Genomic DNA, 20,548 nt, shown 5'->3' with positions numbered 1-20,548 from the left:
CGAGGGCGCAGCGGATCATTATCGTTTCAGGGTAAGGTTCCCCGGGCGCGTCAGGCGTCCGGGACTGTATCCACCGTCAGGGGCGACTGCCGGTGGAATCGTCGTTTTCTTCGGCCAGCGCAGCGTCCTCGCGCAGCTCCAGCCACATCGCGTTCAGCACGGCGAACAGCGCCGCCAGCGGAAGTCCGAGGATCCAGGCGAAATACCACATTGAGCTTCTCCTTTCTCAGTACACGCTGTCGGAATTGCCGGTGACGTCGTCCTCGGTCACCTTGCCCCACAGCACTTTGTAGACCCACGCCGTGTAGGCGAGGATGATCGGCATGAAGATCACCGTCGCCACCAGCATAACGAACAGCGTCTGGTGCGAGGACGAGGCATCCCACACCGTCAGCGACGAATTCGGGTCAAGCGTCGACGGCAGGATGAACGGGAACATCGTCAGCCCGACCGAAGAGATGATCCCGAGGATCCCCATCTTCGACCACAGAAGCGTCGACACCTCGCGCCCCGCGCGCAACCCCATGATGGCCAGCGCGATCCCGGCAAAGCCCAGCACCGGCGCGATCAGCGCCCAGGGCCGGTCGCCATAGACCGCGAACCAGCTGCCGCCCTGCACGACCTCGGAATACAGCGGGTTCGACGGGCCGGACGCCACCGGATCGTTCACCAGCGCAAAACCGTCGATCCCGAAATGCAGCCACAGGCCGGCCAGCGCATAGCCCGCCGCCGCGACCATCCCGGCCGTCGTGCCGTACTGCCGCGCCCGCGCGGCCACCGCGCCTTCGGTCTTCAGCGAGATCCACGCCGCGCCGTGCATCAGCAGCATCGACAGCGACACCACACCCGCCAGCAGCGCGAACGGATTAAGCAGCCCCAGTAGCTTCAGAATGAAGTTGCCCGGATACATCGGCATCAGATCCTCGGTCAGGTAGAACGGCACGCCCTGCAGGACGTTCCCCACCGCCACGCCGAACACCAGCGCCGGCACTGCGCCGCCGACGAACAGCGCCCAGTCCCAGCGGCTCCGCCAGGTTTCGCTGTCCCGCTTTGAGCGGTACTTGAATCCCACCGGCCGCAGGATCAGCGCCGCGAGTACAAGGAACATCGCCAGGTAGAAGCCGGAGAAGCTGACCGCGTAAAGCGGCGGCCAGGCGGCGAATATCGCGCCGCCGCCCAGGATGAACCAGACCTGGTTGCCTTCCCAGACCGGCCCTACTGTGTTGATGACAACGCGCCGCTCCGTGTCGGTCTTCGCCACGAAGGGCAGCAGCGCGCCGACCCCCATGTCGAACCCGTCGGTCAGCGCGAACCCGATCAGCAGCACGCCCAGCAACAGCCACCAGATCACCCGCAAAACGTCGTAGTCGATTAGCTCATACAGGACCATGTCTCTTACTCCGCCGGGGTTTCCGCAAAAGGGCCCTTGCCGTCATGCGTTCGCAGACGGTGCTCGTGCCGCGCCATCCAGGTGTCGGTCTCTTCGACGTCCTGGAACGGCCCTTTCCGGATGTATTTCAGCATCAGCGCCATCTCGATGACGAACAGCACCGTGTAGAAGGCGATGAACCCGGCCAGCGTGACCAGCAGGTCTCCGATGCCAAGGTGGCTGACCGACAGCGCGGTGGGCAGCACCCCGTCCACCGTCCACGGCTGGCGCCCGAACTCCGCCACGAACCAGCCAAGCTCGGCGGCGATCCACGGCGCCGGGATCGCGATCACGCCAAGGGTCAGCGCCCAGCGCGGGAACCGCATCCCCCTGAACGAGGCGCGGTAGAAGAAGTACGCCATCACCGCGATAAAGGCGAAGCCAAGCCCCACCATGATCCGGAACGCCCAGAAGATCGGCCAGACCGTCGGCACCGTATCCCAGGCGGTCGAAGCGATCAGCGCGTCATCCGCGTCCCGCGGATCCTCGATGTACCGCTTCAGCAGCAGCGCGTAGCCAAGGTCGTCGCTGTACTCCTCGAAGGTCGCGCGCACGTCTTCCGGCGTGTCGTCGCGCTCCGCCCGGATCGTCATCAGCGCGTCATAGGCGATGACCCCGCGGTGGATACGCTCTTCCGCCTCGTCCACCAGTTCGTGGATACCGGGGATCTCCTGCGTCAGCGACCGCGTCCCGATCAGCCCCATCATCCACGGGATCTGGATCGCGTACCGCGTCTCACGTGCCTCCTGATCCGGGATGCCGAACAGCGTGAACGGAGCCGGCGCGGGCTCGGTTTCCCACATGCCCTCCATCGCCGCCAGCTTCATCTTCTGGTTATGCGAGGTCTCGTAGCCCGACTCGTCACCCAGCACCACGACCGACAGGGCAGAGGCCAGCCCGAACGCCGCAGCCACCGCGATAGACCGCCGCGCCAGCTCCTGGTGCCGGCCTTTCAGCAGGTACCAGCAGGACACACCCAGCACGAAGAACGACGCCGTCACATAGCCCGCCGACACAGTGTGCACGAACTTCGCCTGCGCCACCTCGTTGAACAGCACCTCGAAGAACGACGTCATCTCCATCCGCATCGTCTCGGGATTGAACACCGCGCCGACCGGGTTCTGCATCCAGCCGTTCGCGATCAGGATCCACAGAGCCGAGAAATTCGATCCGATGGCCACCAGCCACGTCACCAGCAGGTGCCCCCGCCTCGACAGTCTGTCCCAGCCGAAAAAGAACAGCCCCACGAACGTCGCCTCGAGGAAGAAGGCCATCAGCCCCTCGATCGCCAGCGGCGCCCCGAAGATGTCGCCCACGTAATGGCTGTAATAGCTCCAGTTCATCCCGAACTGGAATTCCATCGTGATGCCGGTAGCGACGCCGAGAACGAAGTTGATCCCGAACAGCGTCCCCCAGAACTTGGTCATCTGCCGCCAGATCGGGCGGCCGGTCATGACATAGACCGTCTCCATGATCGCCACGATGATCGACAGACCAAGCGTCAGCGGCACGAAGAGGAAGTGGTACATCGCCGTCATCGCGAATTGCAGGCGCGACAGCTCGACAACTCCGAACTCCATAATTCCGAACTCCTATCGTGCAATAGCCCGCCCCCGGAGGGACAAGTATTCAGCTTTTCTTATATGTGCGAAGCGAAGACATGATTGACACAGGTCAAAAAGCCGCATTTTTCACTCGCATTTTACCAGACATCCGTCCTTTAAGGCGAACCGTTTGTTCGCAAACGACATTTCGGCCTCTTTGTGTGTGGCAATCAGGATCGCCGCCCCCGGCAGCGCTGAACGCATACCGGCCAGAACCTCAGCGGAAGTCTCGCCGTCGATGCCTTCCGTCGGCTCATCCAGCAGCAGGACCTCCGGCCGCCGCAGCAGCGCCCGCGCCAGCACCAGCCGCCGCGCCTCGCCGCCTGACAGCCCCGACCCGCGCGGCCCCAGCATCGCCTCCAGCCCGCCCTTCGCCCGGATCACGCCATCCAGCCGCACCGCCTCCAGCGCCTCCCACAACGCATCCTCCCCGGCCTCCGGCGCCGCCAGCCGCAAATTCTCCGCCACCGTCCCCTGCAACAGCCCCGCCCGCTGCGGCACCAGCGTCACCGCCGCCCGGAACGCACTCTCCTCCCAATCCGCAACGCGGCACCCGCCCAGCGTCACGCTTCCACGCTCCGCCTCCAGCAACCCGGCGCCGATCAGCAACAGCGTCGACTTCCCCGTCCCGCTCGGCCCCGACACCGCCGTCACCGTCCCCGGCTCCAGTGTCAGGCTCACCCCGTCCAGAACCGCGCGCCCGCCCGACACCCGCCGGTAGGTGACGCCGGAAAACGCCATCCCCCCGGCCGCACCGCCATAACCGCCGCCCACCGTCGCCGGCGCCTCCAGCATCCCGGCCACCCGCCGCGCCGCCTGCACGATCCGTCCCTGATCCGACAGCACCCGCCTGAGTGGCGCAATCGTCTCCGCCAGCGCCAGAGCGACGAAGACCCCGATCGCCGCGCTTGCCGGGGAAACTTCCCCCCGCGCCGCCATCCCGCCGCCGATCCACAGCGCGCCGCCTGTCACCACCGCCCCGGTCATCGCCAAAGCCGCCCCCGCCACCCGCTCGATGAAATCCAGCGACATGACCTGCGCCCGCCGCCGCTCCTCCGCCGCCGAAACCGCCTCCGCCTGCCGCACCAGCTGTCCGTAAACGGCCAGGTCCGCCCGCCCTCCGATCAGATCGATCAGCCGCGTCCGGAACGCCTGCGCCGCCACTTCCGCCCACCGCGAAGCCCCCCGCGCGGCACGCGTACCCAGCGCCAAAACCAGAGCCCCGCCAACGACATAGCCACACGCCACCCACGCCGCGACCCGCAGATCCACCAGCCGCCAGAGCACAAAGAACACCACCACATGCGTCGCCAGCGCCGCCATCACCGGCAACACCAGTCGCAGCGGCACGCCGTCCAAAGCATCCACATCCGCCGTAATCCGGTTCAGCGCCTGAGCCGCCCGCACCCGCTGCAACCGCTCGTACGGCGCTCGCACCAGAGACCCCAGCAACCGCACCCTTACGCTCGCCAGCGCCCGCAGGGTCGCATCGTGCGTCTGCAATCGCTCGCCATACCGCGCCGCCGTCCGCCCCAGTGCCAGGAACCGCACCATCGCCGAGGGGCGGAACACGTCGAACACCGCCCCCGCCCCGACCAGCCCCGCCGCAGCTGCAGCCGTAATGAACCACCCCGACAGCCCCAGCAGAGCCGCGCCCATCAGCAGCACCACGACCGACAGCAACGCCCCGCGCAACAACGCCTGCCGCTGATCCACGATCATGTAGCGCAGGATGATCGCCATCGACCTCATGACACCGCCACCACCCGGTCCATCCGCGCGATCAGCCGCGGATCATGCGTCGCCACGATCAGCGTGCAGCCGCGCGCCGCCAGCTCCAGCAACCCCTCGGTCACCCGGTCCGCCGTCTCGAAATCGAGATCCGCCGTCGGCTCGTCCGCCAGCAGCACATCCGGCCGCGCCTCCAGCGCCCGCGCCAGCATCACCCGCCGCGCCTCGCCCCCCGACAGCCCCGCGCCGGTTTCGCCCAGCACCGTCCGATCGCCCTGCGGCAGGGTCGCGATCACCCCGTCCAGCGCCGCCGCCTCCACCACCTCCGGCCGCAACGCCGCGCCGAACCCCACATTGTACCGCAGGCTCCGCGCCAGGAACGCCACCTGCTGTGGCATCCAGCCCAGCCGCGCGCGCCAGCCGTCCGCCGTCCCATCGTTCAGGGCCGCGCCGCACACCTCGACACGCCCGGCTTCAGCCCGTTCCAGCCCCGCCAGAACCCGCAGCAAGGTCGTCTTCCCTGCCCCGCTCGGCCCGCTCAGCGCCAGTTTCTCGCCCGGCGCAACGGTGAAATCAGGATAGGCAATCAAGCGATCCCCGCGCCGTGCCGTCAGACCCTCCGCCCGTACGGTCGCCGCCCCCGGCAAGGGCTCACCGGCCCCACCGGTCCCAAGGATCTCCGCCGGCGCCTCCGCTTCCCAAGCAGCAAGCTCTCCGGCCACGGCCAAAGCCCCCGCCCGGTCATGCCATGCCGCCGCAAGATCCCGTAACGGCTGAAAGAAATCCGGCGCCAGCAGCAGCAGGAAAATCCCGGCAAAAGGCAAAATCGCCCCACCCCAGGCGCCCCAACTCAACAAACCCAGCAGGGAGAACCCGACCCAAACCGCCACCATCGCCACGCCCAGCGCCGCGAAAAGTTCCAGCACCGTCGAGGACAGGAACGCGATCCGCAGCACCGCCATCGTCCGCGCCCGCAGCGCTTCCGCGGCCTCCGCGAAGCGCGACGTCACCAGCGCACCCGCATCCAGCACCCGCACATCCGGCAGCGCCGCCAGCCGGTCCACCAGCAGGTCGCTCAAATGCCCGATTTCGGCCATCTGCTTTTCGCTCGCCGCCTTCGCGGCCCAGCCGACCAGCGCCATGAAAACCGGGATCAGCGGCCCCGCCATCAGCAACACGATCCCCACCGCCCAGCTCTGCCAGAACGCCAGGATAAGGATCAAAGGCGGCACCACCGCCACCCGCGCCTGCGCCGGCGCGTATCGGGTGATGTAGGGATGCAGCGCCTCCAGCTTCTCCGCCGCCAGCGCCGCCACCGCGCCCGGCCCGCCAAAGGACGACTCCGCAGCCCCCTGCGCCTCGCGCCGCAGGATCGCCGCGCGCTCCGCCGCGATCACGTTCTGCGACGCCCGGAACAGCACACCCTCGGCCAGCCATGTCAGCCCCGCGCGCAAGCCCGCCAGCGCCACGAACAGCACCGCCGCCAGCCCCGGCGTGATGCCGTTACCCGTCAGTAACCCTGCGAAAACCCCCGCGATGCACAGCGCCTGCAATGGCCACACAAGCGCCGCTGCAGCGCTCAGCGCCGCGCCGATGCCGATGGCCCTACGCTCCCGCCCGAGGGCCCGGCGCAACCGCGCCCGGTCCGGGTCCGTCGATGGCTCCTGTGGGTCGGGCATGGCCGGATGGCACCCTGGGAAAACAGCATATGCGAGTCACGATAAACCCGCTCGCGCGAAAGGATGTAGAGGCGATCCCGCCGAATGCATCCCCAATCCGCCCTGGCGCGGCACTCAGCCGCAATTGCGTCATTCAACCGCAGGCGGTGCCCTTGTGCAGGAAAATTCAGGAAAGTTTCAGCGCTTCTTCAGGTCTCCCGGACAGTTCGGCGCTAGGACGGGCACATTCGAAATGAAGATCCCGGCACCCCGTATTCGCCGGACCAACCCAATTTTAGCCCCCGGCCCTGCGCCGCCGCACGATTCTTCCTGCGGGTATGTTTCCACACCCACCCGCGTCGGCGCAGGGCCATATTTTAGGAGATTTGAAGTGATGACCATGATCTACCGCGGCACCCGCTACCGGCGCAGCGACATCGAACCTTTCGCCGCGCCACTCCACAGCCACCCGATGATCTATCGCGGCGTCCCCCACCGGCATGGCATCACCGATGCGCCCTCCACCCCGGTACGCCCGCAGCTCATGATCTACCGCGGCGCGGCTTATCTACAGGCCCTGCCGGTCTGACCCAAAACGCCCGGGCACCCCGCCCAGGCCGTCCCCGTCACACCACCGCGAACCCCGCATCCAGCGCCGACAGGATCGTCTGCACGTCCCCGGACGTCAGCACCAGCGGCGGCGACAGGATGATGTTCGGCCCCGACACCCGGATCATCGCCCCCGCCTCGTAGGCGCCGCGATGCACCTTCCCGATCGCGTCCTTCCCGATGGGCGTCTTCGTCCCCCGGTCCGACACCAGCTCCAGCGCGCACATCAGCCCGTGCCCGCCCCGCACATCCCCGATCACATCGTACTTCTCCGCCAGCGCCTGCAGCCCCGCGAACAGCTCCGCCCCCCGCGCCGCCGCATTGTCCTTCACCTGCAGCCGCTGGGTCTCCTTCAGGCACGCGATCGCCGCCGCCGCCCCAACCGGATGTCCCGAATAGGTGTACCCCGACGCAATCGCCCCGCGCCCCGTCGTATCCTCCTCGAACACCGGCGCCAGGTCCTCCGACACCATCACCGCGCCGAACGGGAAATACCCGTTCGTAATCGCCTTCGCGGTGCACATCATGTCCGGTTTCACGCCCCAGTGGCGGGAGCCTGACCAGTCTCCGGTCCGCCCGAAACCGCAGATCACCTCGTCCGCCACCAGCAGGATGCCATAGCGCGAGCAGATCTCCCGCACCCCCGGCATGAAGCTCTCATGCGGCGGGATCACGCCCCCCGCGCCCAAAATCGGCTCCATGATGAAGGCGGCAATCGTCTCCGCCCCCTGGAACTTTATCTCGTCCTCCAGAGCCGCCAGGCACAGCTGCGCGAGCTTCTCCGGGTCGCTCTCCCCGAACGGATTGCGATACACATACGGCGCCGGAATATGGAAACACCCCGGCATCAGCGGCTCGTACTGCGTCCGGAAATTCGAATTCCCGTTCACCGACGCCGCCAGCGTATGCGTCCCGTGATACCCCTTCTTCAGCGACAGGTACTTCACCCGCCCCGCCTCGCCGCGCACCTTGTGGTACTGCCGCGCCAGCCGCAGCGCGATCTCCACCGAATCCCCGCCGCCCGAGGTAAAGAACGCCCGTCCCATCCCCTCCTCCGCAAAGAACTCCCGCAGCATCCACGACAGTTCGATCACCGCGTCGTTCGTCGTCCCCCGGAAGATCGAGTAATACGGCAGCCGGTCAAGCTGTTCGCGGATCGCCGCCTTCACCGGCTCGCAGGAATAGCCGAGGTTCACGTTCCACAGCCCGCCCACGGCATCCACCGTCCGCTTGCCGTCCACGTCGGTGATATGAACCCCCTCGCCGCCGACGATGATATCCGGCGGGTTCGCAAGGCTGTCCGCCGGATGCGCCATCGGGTACCACAGGTGGCGGGCGTTGTTTTCCTTCAGAAAGTTCATGTCCTTCATGGCGTGCCTCGCGGATGATCAGTCTACGGTCTCGGGCTGGGAAACCTCCCACTTGCCCGCATGTTCTTTCGGAAGGTTGCCGCCCAGCGCGCGCGTCGCCTCGACGATCCCCTGCCGCAGCGCCGGCAGCGCCGCGTCCATCTTCTCGGTGGTCGACCGCACCGCCGGAATGGCGATGGAAATCGCGCCGACGACCTCGCCCGCGGGGCCAAAGACCGGCGCTCCCTGCGACGCGACCTCCTGGTCGAACGCCCGGTCCAGCCGCGCAATCCCCGTGTGACGCACCTCGTCAAGCAGGCCGCGCAGCGCCCCGGCATCGGTCACCGTCTGCGCCGTGATTGCCGGCAAGGGCGCGCGCAGCACCGCCTCCCGAAAACCGTCCGGTGCAAAGGCCAGCACGGCCAGCCCCGAAGACGTCGCATGCAGCGGCAGCATCTCGCCCTCGTCGAAATGCACCTGCGTCCCGTGCCCAAGCGGATCGGAATGAAAGGCGGGCGACAGCAGCTCTCCCTGCAGCACCGAGGCATGGACCAGTTCGCCCACCGCCTCCGCCATCCGGGTCACCACCGGTCGCAGCACGGAACGCACCGGATAGGTCGCCTCCCGCACCCCCGACAGCCGCAGAATCGCCGGCCCAAGACGATAGGCACGCGACTCCGGATTCTGCTCCAAGAACCCGTTTTCATGCAGTTCCACCAGGTGCCGGTGAACCGTCGCCTTGTCGCGCCCCGACAGCCGCACGAATTCCCCCAGCCCGATCGCGGGCCGGGTGCGGGAGAAATAGTTCAGCAGTTCCAGTGCTTTGCTGATCGTTCCCATCGTGCGTTTCCAAACTGCCCGGCAATTCCGCAGCCGCGGCCTCACAGAAACGTTGACAGAAAACCGAAGCCCGGGCAAGAATATTTGATACCGATGGTTCGAATAATGAACCACTTCACCAACAGGAGGTGACAATGCGCAAATTCCTCGCCACGGGCGCTGCGGCGCTCGCCATGGCCCTGCCGCTGGCCGCCCAGGCCGAATATCCCGAACAGCCCGTCGAATTCGTCGTCCCGTTCCCGCCGGGCGACCTTGAGGACGTCCTGACCCGGATGATCGCCGAACAGTTTCAGGAGACCTACGGCGTTCCTGCAGCTGTCGTGAACAAGCCCGGCGGCGGCGGCGGCCCCTTCCCCGGCGCGGCCGAGGTCGCGGCGGCAGACCCCGACGGTTACACCGTCGGCTCCTTCGTGATTGGCGTCCCGCTGATCGGGCCAGAGGTCGGTATCCCGGCGCTGAACCCGAACCCGTTCGATCCCGTCGGCATCTTCCTGACCTATCCCTTCGTCATCGCCACCTCCGGCGACGCGCCCTATTCCTCGATGGAGGAACTGGCCGCCTACGCCGCCGACAACGACGTGGCCCTCGGCCATTTCGGCTCGGTCCTGATCCCGACGCAGGTGACGCTGGCGCTGGCGGAAACGATGGGCTTCGACTACGCGTCCGACGCCGCCTTCGACGCGCTCGACTGCAACACGCTGGCCTCCGGCGATGCCGACGTGATCAACACGACGCTGCAGCTGATCCTTCCCTGCCTCGATCAGGTAAAGGTGCTGGCCTCCATCGGCGCCGAGCGCATTCCGCTCACCCCCGATGCACCGACCGTGGGCGAACTGGCGCCGGACCTGAACATCGCGCTCTGGAACGGGCTCTTCGTCCACAAGGACACGCCCGCAGACGCGCGCGAAAAGATCGCCGCGGTGGCGCAGGAAGTCGTGAATTCCGACGCCGCCAAGGAACTCGCCGCGCAGACCGGCGCGCTGATCTACTGGCAGGATGCCGACGCCTCCGCCGCCCAGATCGAACAGGATGCCGCCACTCTTGGCACCGTGCTGGAACTGATCGACAATTGATCCCAGCCACCGCCCCGGCCAGCGCGGCCGGGGCGCCTTATTCCGGACCCGAGGGCGCATGAGCCGTCTGAAGACCTTCCAGGATCTGTTCAAGCGCTATCGCCGCCCCGGCGACATGGTCTTCGCGCTCGCCTTTTTCCTGTTTGCGCTGTTCCTGCTGGTCAACCTGCCCATGCAGACGACATGGGTGGAAAAGCGCACGCAGCTTTTCGCCCAACCCGCCTTCTGGCCCGCCATATCACTCGTTGCGATGACGTTCTTCGCGGGGCTGCACCTGCTTGGCGCGGTGGTCTCCGAACGCATCCCCGGCCGGCTCGCCGAAGTGCTCTACTGGCTCCGCTCCCTCGAATATGCCGCATGGTTCATGGCCTATGTTCTGCTGGTCCCGGTGATCGGCTACCTCCTCGCCACAATCCTGTTCTGCGGTACGCTCTCCTTCCGGCTCGGCTATCGCAGCCCGCAATGGCTCCTCGCCTCCACCGTCTTCGCCGTTGCGGTGGTGGTCCTATTCAAGAGCTTCCTGCAGGTGAAGATTCCCGCCGGCGCGATCTACGACGCGCTGCCCCCCGGCGCGTTCCGCAGTTTCATGATGACCTATCTCTAGGCCCCTCGGATGGACGCCTTCCTCTCCGGTCTCGACCTTCTCGCCCGCTTCGACGTGGCGCTCGCCCTGCTGATCGGCTCCGTCGGCGGCGTGATCATCGGCGCCATTCCCGGCGTCGGCCCCGCCGTCGCCATCGCGATCCTGCTGCCCGCCACCTTCTCGCTCGACCCGCTCGTCGGCCTGACGATGCTGCTCGGCATCTACGGCTCCTCAATGTTCGGCGGCGCCCTCCCCGCGATCCTGATCAACACCCCCGGCACCGCCGTCAACGCGCTCACCACCTATGACGGCCACCCGATGACGAAGAAGGGCCAGGCCCTTCGCGCCCTCGGCCTCGCCTACGGCGCCAGCTTCTTCGGCGGCATCCTCTCCATCGTCGCCCTGATCCTCTTCGCCCCGCTGCTGGCGAAAATCGCCCCCATGTTCGGCAGCCGCGAGATCTTCCTCGCCGCGCTCCTCGGCATCGTCCTCGTCGTCCTCGCCCATCGCGGCCAGACCTTCGCCGCCGGCATGCTCGCCGCCTTCGGCATCTTCCTGAACACCATCGGGCTGGAGCCGGTCAAATACACCCAGCGCTACACCTTCGGCCAGGATTGGCTCGCCTCCGGCATCAACCTGATCGTCGTCGTCCTCGGCCTCTTCGCGCTGTCACAGGCCTTCGTCCTGCTGACCGACCCGGAATCTGCCCCCACCACCCAGCGCGTGAAGGGCAACATGCTCCGCGCCATGGGCGAGGTCCTGCAGTTCAAGCGCATCGCCGCCGCAGGCTCCAGCTTCGGCGTCCTGATGGGCATGATCCCCGGCGTCGGCGAATTCACCGCCCAGTTCCTCAGCTACACCTACGCCCAGAAGACCTCGAAAGCACCCGAGGAATTCGGCCACGGCTCCCCCGAGGGCCTCGTCGCCTCCGAATCCGCCAACAACGCCGTCCCCGCCGCCGCGATGATCCCGCTCCTCGCCCTCGGCATTCCAGGCGAGGCGCTGACCGCGATGATGCTCTCGGTCTTCTACGTCCACAACGTCATCCCCGGCCCGAACCTGTTCCAGAACCAGCTCGATTTCGTCTACGCCCTCTACATCGCGATGATCGCCCTCAACGTCATCGTCGTGGTCTTCATGCTCTTCGCCTCCAACTGGCTGCTGCAGATCATCCGCATCCCCACCCGCTTCCTCGGCATGACGATCCTCACCCTCGGCTTCGTCGGCGTCTATTCCCTGCGCAACTCCATCACCGACTGCGCCATCTCGGCGGGTTTCGGCATCCTCGGCCTGATCCTCAAGCGCCAGAACCTGCCCATCGTCCCCATCGTCCTCGGCATGGTCCTCGGCGGCATCATGGAGGTCAAACTCCGTTCCGCCATGGCCCGCGTCAAAACCCCGCTCGACTTCGTCGACCGCCCCATCGCCGCCCTCCTCGCGCTCGCCATCCTCGTGCTCATCGTCCTCCACGTCTGGGGCGTGATCCGCGAACACCGCAGCCGCGTCCCCGAGACGCAGCACGACCACGACCTGCACGACAGCCAGACAAGGTGACCATGCCCGACCGCACCATCCTCATCGTCGGCACCTACGACACCAAGCAGGACGAGCTCGCCTTCCTCGCCGACGTGATCCGCCAGCAGGGTGGCAACACCGTCACCATGGACGTCTCCGTTCTCGGCGACCCGGCGCAGCCCACCGACCACTCGAAACACGACGTCGCGCGCGAAGCCGGCCACACAATCGCCGAGGCCATCGCGGCCCAGGACGAAAACCAGGCCATGCAGATCATGGCCAGGGGCGCCGCCCTCCTCGCCGCACGCCTGCACGCACAAGGCCAGTTCGACGGCGCCCTCATCCTCGGCGGCACCATGGGCACCGACCTCGCCCTCGACGTCGCAGCAGCCCTGCCGCTGGGCACCCCGAAATACATCGTCTCCACCGTCGCCTTCTCTCCCCTGATCCCGCCGGAACGCCTGCCCGCCGACATCCAGATGATCCTCTGGGCCGGCGGCCTTTACGGCCTTAACTCCGTCTGCCGCGCCTCGCTCTCGCAGGCGGCGGGCGCCGTCCTCGGCGCAGCCCGCGCCGTCCAGCGCCCCGACCGCTCGAAACCGCTGATCGCCATGACCAGCTTCGGCAAATCCGTCCTGCGCTACATGGTCCCCCTGAAACCGGCGCTGGAAGACCGCGGCTACGAGGTCGCCGTGTTTCACGCCACCGGCATGGGCGGCCGCGCGTTCGAGAATCTCGCCGCCCAGGGCGCTTTCGCCTGCGTCATGGACTTTGCCACGCAGGAAGTCGGAAACCACATCCACGGCTCGGCGATCTCGGCGGGCGACAGCCGCCTCACCGCCGCGGGCAAGCGCGGCATCCCGCAGATCGTCGCGCCCGGCTGCTACGACCTCGTGGACCTCGTCGGCTGGCAGCCGATCCCCGATGCCCTGAAGGACCTCCCCAGCCACGCCCATAACCGCCTTCTGACGTCCGTCGTCCTCGACGAAACCCGCCGCCGCGCCGTCGCCCGCGCCCATGCCGACCGGCTGGCACAAGCGCAGGGCCCCACAGTTCTTCTCCTGCCCACGGGCGGCTGCGGCGAATGGGACCGTCCCGGCGCCGACCTGCACGACGCCGAAGGCCTCGCCGCCTTCCTTGACGAGATGCGCGCCGCCTGCCCCTCCAATGTCGAGCTTCAGGAAGTGGACGCCCATATAAACGACGCCGCCTTCTCCGACGCCGTTTTGCGCATCTTCGACCGCTGGCAGGCGCAGGGCCTCTTGCCGCGCCCGGACTGACCGACATCGCCGGAAGCAGGGGCGATCCGCCTGCTTCTTCTGGTCAAAAATATCCCCGCCGGAGGCTCCCGGACCCGCCACAATCGCAGGGCCGGGACACCGCATCGCACCACCACAAGGGACAATAACAGCGCGCGGAAGCGCTCATTCCGGCATCCTGCCGCCGCCCGTTTGGGATGTCATGAAACCGAAACAAAACCGCGACAAAAGCGTCACCAAACCTTTACGTTTCCGTCTTTGAGCCCGCGTAGCAGTCGGCCTGTCTGCAAGGGGGCTACATGCTATCAGTCTCGGCTTTGACCAAGCGGTTCGGGGACAGGACCGCGGTCGACCAGATCAACTTCACCGTCGACGCGCCATGCATGCTCGGCGTGATCGGGCGTTCCGGCGCCGGGAAATCGACGCTACTGCGCATGCTGAACCGGCTGGGCGACGCCTCCGGTGGCTCGATCACCTACGAGGGCCGCGAGATCACCACGCTGAAGGGCGCGGCCAAGCGCGAATGGCAGTCGCGCTGCGCGATGATCTTCCAGCAGTTCAACCTCGTGCCGCGCATGGATGTCGTGTCGAACGTCCTGCACGGCACGCTTAACAAGCGGTCCACCTTCGCGACTCTGTTCAATCTCTACCCGGATGCCGACATCCACCGCGCCATCGAGATCCTCGATCGCCTCGGCATCGCCGAACACGCGGCGAAACGGGCCGAGGCGCTGTCCGGCGGACAGCAGCAGCGCGTCGCCATCGCCCGCGCGCTGATGCAGGACCCCGACATCATCCTCGCCGACGAGCCGATCGCCTCGCTCGACCCGATGAACGCCCAGATCGTCATGGACGCCCTGCGCCGCATCCACGAGGAAGACGGCCGCATGGTGATCTGCAACCTGCACACGCTCGACACCGCGCGCCGCTATTGCGACCGGGTGATCGGCATGCGCGACGGCCGCATCGTCTTCGACGGCGCGCCCGAGATGCTGACCACCGACACCGCGCGCGAGATCTACGGCGCCTCCGGCGATTTCTCCGAAGGCGCCACCTCCACCGAAATCGAATCCCTGGACAGGCCGGCACCGGCAAGCGCCCTGCCGGCCTGATCCGCGACCCTGCCCGACGCAAAGCGGGCATCAATCATGGAGACTGCAATGAAGACCACCCTTTCTCTGGCCCTGGCCACCACGGTCCTCGCGACCGGTGCCTTCGCCCAGGAAATCGAGGAATTCCGCATCGGCATCCTCGGCGGCGAAAACGCTCAGGACCGCCTGAACAGCTATGCCTGCATGGTGGATTACACCGAGGAAGCGCTCGGCGTTCCTGTCAAGCTTTTTGCCCCGGCCGACTATAACGGCGTGATCCAGGGCCTCCTGGGCGGCACGCTCGACATGGCCTGGCTCGGCGCCTCCGGCTATGCCGCCACCTACCTGCAGGACCCGGAAGCGGTCGAGCCGGTGCTGGTCAAGATCAACCTCGACGGCTCGCACGGCTACCATTCGATCGGCTTCGCCCGTGCCGACAGCGGCATCACCTCGATCGAAGAGCTGAAAGGCAAGACCTTCGGCTTCGGCGACCCGAACTCCACCTCGGGCTATCTGATTCCGTCGATCGAGATCCCCCAGATCGCCTCCGACATCACCATGGAACCCGGCGAATACTTCGGCGACGTCGTCTTTACCGGCGGCCACGAGCAGACCATCGTCGCGGTCTATAACGGCGACATCGAAGGCGGCGTGACCTGGGCCGACGCCCAGGGCAACTGGGAAGACGGCTACAACTCCGGCGCCCTGCGCAAGGCCGTCGACGCCGGCCTCGTCGACATGAACGAGCTGGTCCAGATCTGGAAATCCAAGGTCATCCCCGAAGGCCCCGTCGTCGTCCGCAAGGCGCTGCCGGAAGAGGTCAAGGTGACCATGACCGAGCTGGTCGACAACCTCTACGAAAAAGACCCGGATTGCGCTTACGGCGTCGCCGCCGGCGACACCCTGGGCTTCGACCCGGTGACCCACGACGAATACCTGTCGATCATCGCGGCCCGCGAAGCCGTGATCGGCCAGTAAGGCCAGACATCCGGCGCCGGGGGCACCTGCCCCCGGCGCCTGCCGTTTCCCCATGACAGACATCTCCGCCCCCGCCCGCATCGACGTCCTGCAGACGGAGTACATGGCGCTCGTCCGCCAGCGCCGCCTCTACGGCGGCCTCGTGCTCGCCATCTTCGCCCTGCTGATGGCCTCGGGCTTCTACGTCGCCGACGCGCGCAATGCCGGCGGCTTCTGGGAGGGGCTGCACCGCGTCGGCGACTATCCCGCCGCGGTGATCTCCGAAGCCTGGGAGAAACGCGCCGAACTCCCCGCCAACCTCGTCAAATTCTTCCCCGCGCTGGTCGAGACGCTGAACATCGCCGCCGTCTCCACGCTGCTGGGCGCGATCTTCGGCCTGATCTTCGCGCTGCTCTCCACCCGCGGCCTCGCCCGCTGGCCGCGCCTCGTCCCGCTGTTCCGCCGCTTGATGGACATCATGCGCGCCATCCCCGAGATCGTCATCGCCCTCGTCCTGATCTTCATGCTGGGCGGCGGCCCCGTTCCCGCCATGCTCGCCATCGCCATCCACACCACCGGCGCCCTCGGCAAGCTGTTCTCCGAGGTCGCCGAGAACGCCGACCTGAAACCCGTCGACGGCCTCGCCTCGGTCGGCGCCAACTGGACCCAGCGCATGCTGCTCGGCGTCATCCCCCAGGTCGCGCCCAACTTCCTCAGCTACGCGCTCCTGCGCTTCGAGATCAACATCCGCGCCTCCGCCATCCTCGGCTTCGTCGGCGCCGGCGGCCTCGGCTACGAGCTGAAGAACTCGATGTCCTGGGGCCCCGGCGAATTCGACGAGGCCGCCGCGATCTTCCTCCTCCTCTTCGGCGCCATCGTGGTCTTCGACCAGATCTCCAGCCGCTACCGCAACCGCCTGACCGAGGGCCGCCTCGCATGACCGCCGCCGACCTGACCCTCGCAAAGCACGACGCCACCCGCATCTTCGCCCGCAAGCGCATGATCGGCTTCGCCGTCCCGGTGGTGATCCTCGCCTACCTCGCCTACATCTTCATCGCCTTCGACATCGGCGGCCTGCTGCAGCGCATGCGCCCCGAGAACGCGGTGACCCTCGCCTCCGACAGCTGGTCCTACAAGGTCCATGTCGAACGCTCCCACCGCACCGGCGACATCGCCTATTCCATCGAGGGGGAGCGCAAGGGCGAATACCCCGAGGGCACGCATCCCGACTGGGTCGAGACCGGCGACATCACCACCGTCACCCTGCCCCACGGCCACCTCGTCCGCCTGCTCCCCGACAACCGCACCGAATACGTCGTCCCCGGCTTCGGCACGGTCGAGGCGCATTTCGACGGCGCCGCCATCGTCACCAACCTCCCCGATCCGCCGCCCGACTGGGCCTCCGTCTCCGACCGCCGCGTCGCGATGCTGACAGAGGGCGGCCGCATCACCATCACGCGCTCCAAGACAGAAATCTTCCGCTACTTCCCGGGGTGGGAGCTGTTCTTCTTCACCCTCGAAAGCCCCTATTACGGCCACAGCTTCTACGACATCGTCTTCGGCGAGCAATGGGACCCGACCCGGGGCAACATCGCCGGCGCCGCCCATGATTTCTGGCGCAACCCGATGTGGCGCCACGCAGATGTCGCCTGGGCGATAGGAGAGACCATTCTGATGGCCTTCCTCGGCACCTTCGGCGCCGCCATGGTCGCGCTCCCCCTCGGCTTCCTCGCCGCGAAACGCTTCAGCCCCTTCATGGCCGTCCGCTTCACCTTCCGCCGCATCTTCGACTTCGTCCGCGGCGTCGACGCGCTGATCTGGACCATCGTCCTGTCGCGCGCCTTCGGCCCCGGCCCGCTGACCGGCTCCCTCGCGATCCTGCTCACGGATACCGGCACCTTCGGCAAGCTGTTCTCCGAGGCGCTGGAGAATGTCGACGACAAGCAGATCGAAGGCGTCGCCTCCACCGGCGCCAAGCCGCTGCAGCGCTACCGCTTCGGCGTCATCCCGCAGGTCGTGCCGGTGCTGCTGTCACAGGTGCTCTACTTCTTCGAGTCCAACACCCGCTCCGCCACCATCATCGGCGCCATCACCGGCGGCGGCATCGGCCTCTTGCTGACCCAGGCGATCCAGACCCAGAAGGACTGGGAAGAGGTCGCCTACTACATCATCCTCGTGGTGCTGATGGTCATGGCGATGGACTCGCTGTCCGGGTGGCTGCGGGCGAAGCTGATCGGTGGGAGGTAGGGCCAAAGAAGCTGACAATTCACGGCATATTAGGCGGAGCGCGAATAAATTACGCAGACCACCTTACTCAATCAAAACATAAAATGGTTCGCTCACGCCCAAAAGGTGCTTGTCACGCTTTCTGACAACAAATGCCTCAATGAAATGTAACCCACGATACTTCAGGGCTTCCCACCGATCATTGCCGGAATTTGCATCAACAAAACCACCCCTTAGCCCGTTATCCTTTAAAGCTTCCTCCCCGGTATTTGTAACCCTCCAGAAGACCTCGAATTCCCTGATATTAAAGGGAATACCAGTATTTGTCGTTGCGTGAAATAAAAGCCAGCGCCCCTTATTCAAAGGTTCGGAGGTCACGATTTTTTTGACTTCAGGTGTGCTTTTTGAAGAGTAAAGACCCGCCAAAACTCTAACTTGGACCTGTTCTTCGTGTGCAGTTCGCCAAAAGGGCTGCTTTTGATAGGGAAGTACGGCAAAGTTTGGTGGGATTGCACGTAAGCCGTAGCTCTTAACCAGGTCTACAATGTCGCCGGCAATAGTGATCGCCGTCTCGGATACTGAGTTGGAACGGTTACGTAAATGCGCATAGGCCTTAGCCGTGACAGCAGTGGCTTCAGTTGCATCTTCATCTTTCGCAAACTCATCTCCAAATACTCTTCGCCACTTTGCAATACTCTTGTTTCGATCCGTCTCATTGAATGCATCTTCGATCCATTCTCGGTAACGGTGAATCTGATTTCGGAAGTTCTGATACTGAGCATCTGTCCAGCAAGTCGAAAAATCTTCGACCGGCATAGCCGGATTTGCTACCCTCGGTAGAACTGGGCGGGTTTGCAGCCAAACATCTAGGCGAGTTACAATCATTAATAGCGTTGAAGGCGTATCTGAAACCTCATCACTGTTTCGATCTGTATCAAATACTTGATTGGCAAGCAAAGTCGTCAAGCAAACGGATGAGCAAGTAAAGGTTCTCTTAATATCGCGCAAATATTTGAACAGTCTGGTGACCTTGCGAAACGAATTTGATCCGCAAACTGTGTTTCTTCCAATTAGCCACTCCGTAAATACTATCGGTTCTGTTGACTCGAACTCGTCCAAATGACGATTGCAAACTTCGAAGTTTCTTCCAATAATCCTCCGCCGAATGCACGGCGCTACATCCACACGTTTTTCTCCAGAGTACTCTATTGTAACGCAGTATGACCAACGTCTCACCATGTCTGAATAGCGATCGCTGGCACGAAAAACGCGATAAAGCTCATTTACATAATCTGACGCACCCCAATCCTCAACCGGATCGACAATCGCCAGTATATCTGCGTCATACTCTCGATTTTGGATAGGTTTTATTATTGTCTTATGAGCCCAAGAACCTTGGGGGTACCATTCGAGCCCAACAGGGCCCCAGTCAGATCCATCCACAAACCGCTGAAGCGCGTCGCTAGTTTGTTGAAGGCTATCCAGTCGTGTCTGATTCAGATTGACGGAGCTTTCGAGAAATTCTTTGAATAGCCTCAGATTTTTCAAGCCAAAGCCCCTTTTTTCTTTCCGTCAGTGTATTCTGACCAAAGATCGTTGAGCCGATCCCTCTTAATTCCGTATAGCTTCGGAACGATTTCAGGGGCCCTCTCAATTGCACTTGTATAATCTTCCATAAGTAATAGAGCATCTATTTCTGGTATTGGATCAACCTCCAGAAGCATTTCAGAACGCAAAAGTATCTCATTCGTAATCTTTGCGCATGCTAGATGTTTGTTGCGAGCCCCAAGCACGTCGGCGGAGAGTATGAATAATGTTGCTGCAAAGAACATTCGCACCAGCAGCATCAGTGCATAATTTGTCGACTGTGGAACTGCTAGCGCCGCAATGCAGGCATAGATTACGAGGATTATTCCAATCAAGATAGTGATTGTCTGTCCACTGCTCGTGTGCAGTCTACTGCTGTAAAAGGCGCTCTCTTGAACAAGCTCCACCAAGCGATGCGGTCCTGGTTCTTTTGTACTTGAATAGTAATCTGATCGTTCGAGCTTCGCTGCGGCGTCCTTATCCACGTTCATCTTTTCAGTGAGCCTTCTCGTTTCACTTGCCGAGAATTCTTGACCCAAACCGTTCGAGATCATTGAAGCACGTCGTGCGGCATGGGCGGCCGACTGACGCCTCTCGTAAAAGCTGTTAAGGATCCACCAAATCACGAGAAATACAAAATTAAGTATAGCAAGCAGATACAGTTGGGTCTCGTTGGCAGTCATCACCGATAGGACTGACGGGAAAGGTAAAGCCAGACTGGCAAAAAAAAGCCAAACCCTCAATTTGCTTGAAGCCCTATACTCAGCCTGAGCGTAGCCAATCCACTTCGTCGAAACGCCATCCATTTGCAGCCCTTTGGGACGTGTGCGGTTCAGTTTCGCACGTGTTTCGGTGAGTCACCGCACATTTTCACTGTCAACTTGGCGGGGTTTGTTAATGTGGAGTAGTGAATTTGACCTGTAAAGAAAATTCTTTTCTCTAGCTAACAACTGTGAACAATTCTTATAGCAACCAAAGGATGGTTACTCCGAACCTAACGTCGTCTTTGAAGCACGAGTAGATTGAGCAATCTGCCC

18 protein-coding genes are annotated in these 20,548 nt (G+C 64.3%); 9 read left to right on the top strand and 9 right to left on the bottom strand.

The window, feature by feature from the left end; all coding sequences use genetic code 11:
• Positions 1-76 precede the first annotated feature (76 nt).
• The 5 genes from cydX to cydD all read right to left on the bottom strand — a co-directional run bounded on the left by cydX (position 77) and on the right by cydD (position 6,443).
• A complete protein-coding gene (gene cydX / locus HCO70_RS00185; RefSeq protein ID WP_172291937.1) occupies positions 77-211 on the bottom strand; it encodes a cytochrome bd-I oxidase subunit CydX in 135 nt (44 codons plus the stop codon).
• Positions 212-226: 15 nt separating this feature from the next.
• Positions 227-1,390 (bottom strand): cytochrome d ubiquinol oxidase subunit II, encoded by a 1,164-nt coding sequence (cydB, locus tag HCO70_RS00180; RefSeq protein ID WP_172291935.1) that lies wholly within the window; start codon positions 1,388-1,390, stop codon positions 227-229.
• 5 nt (positions 1,391-1,395) lie between these two features.
• The gene (locus HCO70_RS00175) at positions 1,396-3,009 is read right to left on the bottom strand and encodes a cytochrome ubiquinol oxidase subunit I (protein ID WP_172291933.1); all 1,614 of its coding nucleotides are present in this window, start codon (positions 3,007-3,009) and stop codon (positions 1,396-1,398) included.
• 111 nt (positions 3,010-3,120) lie between these two features.
• Positions 3,121-4,785 (bottom strand): thiol reductant ABC exporter subunit CydC, encoded by a 1,665-nt coding sequence (gene cydC, locus HCO70_RS00170; protein ID WP_172291931.1) that lies wholly within the window; start codon positions 4,783-4,785, stop codon positions 3,121-3,123.
• The gene (gene cydD, locus HCO70_RS00165; protein ID WP_172291929.1) at positions 4,782-6,443 is read right to left on the bottom strand and encodes a thiol reductant ABC exporter subunit CydD; all 1,662 of its coding nucleotides are present in this window, start codon (positions 6,441-6,443) and stop codon (positions 4,782-4,784) included. Before cydD ends, cydC begins: the two co-directional genes overlap by 4 nt.
• A 373-nt stretch (positions 6,444-6,816) precedes the next feature.
• Here cydD and HCO70_RS00160 point away from each other — a divergent pair, with 373 nt between their 5' ends.
• Complete coding sequence (locus tag HCO70_RS00160; protein ID WP_172291927.1) at positions 6,817-7,011, top strand: DUF4278 domain-containing protein; 195 nt, start codon at positions 6,817-6,819, stop codon at positions 7,009-7,011.
• 37 nt (positions 7,012-7,048) lie between these two features.
• On the opposite strand, the gene HCO70_RS00155 is transcribed toward HCO70_RS00160, so the two are convergent.
• Entirely contained in the window at positions 7,049-8,401 is a 1,353-nt protein-coding gene (locus HCO70_RS00155; protein ID WP_172291925.1) for an aminotransferase class III-fold pyridoxal phosphate-dependent enzyme, read from the bottom strand.
• Between the two features lie 18 nt (positions 8,402-8,419).
• Entirely contained in the window at positions 8,420-9,220 is an 801-nt protein-coding gene (locus tag HCO70_RS00150) for an IclR family transcriptional regulator (RefSeq protein WP_172291923.1), read from the bottom strand.
• A gap of 134 nt (positions 9,221-9,354) precedes the next feature.
• Here HCO70_RS00150 and HCO70_RS00145 point away from each other — a divergent pair, with 134 nt between their 5' ends.
• The 8 genes from HCO70_RS00145 (at position 9,355) to phnE (HCO70_RS00110) (ending at position 17,945) form a co-directional block, all read left to right on the top strand.
• Positions 9,355-10,293 carry a tripartite tricarboxylate transporter substrate binding protein gene (locus HCO70_RS00145; RefSeq protein WP_172291921.1) on the top strand — a complete coding sequence of 313 codons (939 nt, stop codon included), beginning with the start codon at positions 9,355-9,357 and terminating at the stop codon, positions 10,291-10,293.
• Between the two features lie 58 nt (positions 10,294-10,351).
• The gene (locus HCO70_RS00140; protein WP_172291919.1) at positions 10,352-10,897 is read left to right on the top strand and encodes a tripartite tricarboxylate transporter TctB family protein; all 546 of its coding nucleotides are present in this window, start codon (positions 10,352-10,354) and stop codon (positions 10,895-10,897) included.
• A gap of 9 nt (positions 10,898-10,906) precedes the next feature.
• Positions 10,907-12,430: a tripartite tricarboxylate transporter permease gene (locus HCO70_RS00135; RefSeq protein ID WP_172291917.1), complete on the top strand. Its 1,524-nt coding sequence runs from the start codon at positions 10,907-10,909 to the stop codon at positions 12,428-12,430.
• A gap of 2 nt (positions 12,431-12,432) precedes the next feature.
• Positions 12,433-13,671, top strand: a complete 1,239-nt coding sequence (locus tag HCO70_RS00130) for a Tm-1-like ATP-binding domain-containing protein (RefSeq protein WP_172291915.1) — start codon at positions 12,433-12,435, stop codon at positions 13,669-13,671.
• A 278-nt stretch (positions 13,672-13,949) separates the two neighbouring features.
• Complete coding sequence (gene phnC, locus HCO70_RS00125; RefSeq protein ID WP_172291913.1) at positions 13,950-14,762, top strand: phosphonate ABC transporter ATP-binding protein; 813 nt, start codon at positions 13,950-13,952, stop codon at positions 14,760-14,762.
• A 48-nt stretch (positions 14,763-14,810) separates the two neighbouring features.
• The gene (gene phnD, locus HCO70_RS00120; RefSeq protein WP_172291911.1) at positions 14,811-15,719 is read left to right on the top strand and encodes a phosphonate ABC transporter substrate-binding protein; all 909 of its coding nucleotides are present in this window, start codon (positions 14,811-14,813) and stop codon (positions 15,717-15,719) included.
• Between the two features lie 52 nt (positions 15,720-15,771).
• Positions 15,772-16,638: a phosphonate ABC transporter, permease protein PhnE gene (phnE, locus tag HCO70_RS00115; protein ID WP_172291909.1), complete on the top strand. Its 867-nt coding sequence runs from the start codon at positions 15,772-15,774 to the stop codon at positions 16,636-16,638.
• Positions 16,635-17,945 (top strand): phosphonate ABC transporter, permease protein PhnE, encoded by a 1,311-nt coding sequence (gene phnE, locus HCO70_RS00110; RefSeq protein WP_172291907.1) that lies wholly within the window; start codon positions 16,635-16,637, stop codon positions 17,943-17,945. The genes phnE (HCO70_RS00115) and phnE (HCO70_RS00110) overlap by 4 nt, the downstream gene beginning before the upstream one ends.
• A 63-nt stretch (positions 17,946-18,008) precedes the next feature.
• On the opposite strand, the gene HCO70_RS00105 is transcribed toward phnE (HCO70_RS00110), so the two are convergent.
• Together HCO70_RS00105 and HCO70_RS00100 are read right to left on the bottom strand one after the other, a co-directional pair.
• Positions 18,009-19,472, bottom strand: a complete 1,464-nt coding sequence (locus tag HCO70_RS00105) for a nucleotidyltransferase (protein WP_172291905.1) — start codon at positions 19,470-19,472, stop codon at positions 18,009-18,011.
• Complete coding sequence (locus HCO70_RS00100; protein WP_216665204.1) at positions 19,469-20,194, bottom strand: hypothetical protein; 726 nt, start codon at positions 20,192-20,194, stop codon at positions 19,469-19,471. Before HCO70_RS00100 ends, HCO70_RS00105 begins: the two co-directional genes overlap by 4 nt.
• Positions 20,195-20,548 lie beyond the last annotated feature (354 nt).

This window comes from Pseudoruegeria sp. HB172150, assembly GCF_013184805.1.
In the GTDB taxonomy this organism is placed as follows: Bacteria; Pseudomonadota; Alphaproteobacteria; order Rhodobacterales; family Rhodobacteraceae; genus Psychromarinibacter.
The sequence above is the reverse complement of the archived record's forward strand: the minus strand, read 5'-3'. Positions and strand labels throughout refer to the sequence as shown.

Bases quoted from the DNA above. Each gene is read 5' to 3' on its own strand.
- HCO70_RS00100 (WP_216665204.1), bottom strand. From the start codon at position 20,194: ATGACTGCCAACGAGACCCAACTGTATCTGCTTGCTATACTTAATTTT.
- HCO70_RS00175 (WP_172291933.1), bottom strand. From the start codon at position 3,009: ATGGAGTTCGGAGTTGTCGAGCTGTCGCGCCTGCAATTCGCGATGACG.
- cydD (WP_172291929.1), bottom strand. From the start codon at position 6,443: ATGCCCGACCCACAGGAGCCATCGACGGACCCGGACCGGGCGCGGTTG.
- HCO70_RS00155 (WP_172291925.1), bottom strand. From the start codon at position 8,401: ATGAAGGACATGAACTTTCTGAAGGAAAACAACGCCCGCCACCTGTGG.
- cydC (WP_172291931.1), bottom strand. From the start codon at position 4,785: ATGAGGTCGATGGCGATCATCCTGCGCTACATGATCGTGGATCAGCGG.
- HCO70_RS00160 (WP_172291927.1), top strand. From the start codon at position 6,817: ATGACCATGATCTACCGCGGCACCCGCTACCGGCGCAGCGACATCGAA.
- phnC (WP_172291913.1), top strand. From the start codon at position 13,950: ATGCTATCAGTCTCGGCTTTGACCAAGCGGTTCGGGGACAGGACCGCG.
- HCO70_RS00150 (WP_172291923.1), bottom strand. From the start codon at position 9,220: ATGGGAACGATCAGCAAAGCACTGGAACTGCTGAACTATTTCTCCCGC.
- cydX (WP_172291937.1), bottom strand. From the start codon at position 211: ATGTGGTATTTCGCCTGGATCCTCGGACTTCCGCTGGCGGCGCTGTTC.
- phnE (WP_172291907.1), top strand. From the start codon at position 16,635: ATGACCGCCGCCGACCTGACCCTCGCAAAGCACGACGCCACCCGCATC.
- phnE (WP_172291909.1), top strand. From the start codon at position 15,772: ATGACAGACATCTCCGCCCCCGCCCGCATCGACGTCCTGCAGACGGAG.
- cydB (WP_172291935.1), bottom strand. From the start codon at position 1,390: ATGGTCCTGTATGAGCTAATCGACTACGACGTTTTGCGGGTGATCTGG.
- HCO70_RS00140 (WP_172291919.1), top strand. From the start codon at position 10,352: ATGAGCCGTCTGAAGACCTTCCAGGATCTGTTCAAGCGCTATCGCCGC.
- phnD (WP_172291911.1), top strand. From the start codon at position 14,811: ATGAAGACCACCCTTTCTCTGGCCCTGGCCACCACGGTCCTCGCGACC.
- HCO70_RS00135 (WP_172291917.1), top strand. From the start codon at position 10,907: ATGGACGCCTTCCTCTCCGGTCTCGACCTTCTCGCCCGCTTCGACGTG.
- HCO70_RS00130 (WP_172291915.1), top strand. From the start codon at position 12,433: ATGCCCGACCGCACCATCCTCATCGTCGGCACCTACGACACCAAGCAG.
- HCO70_RS00145 (WP_172291921.1), top strand. From the start codon at position 9,355: ATGCGCAAATTCCTCGCCACGGGCGCTGCGGCGCTCGCCATGGCCCTG.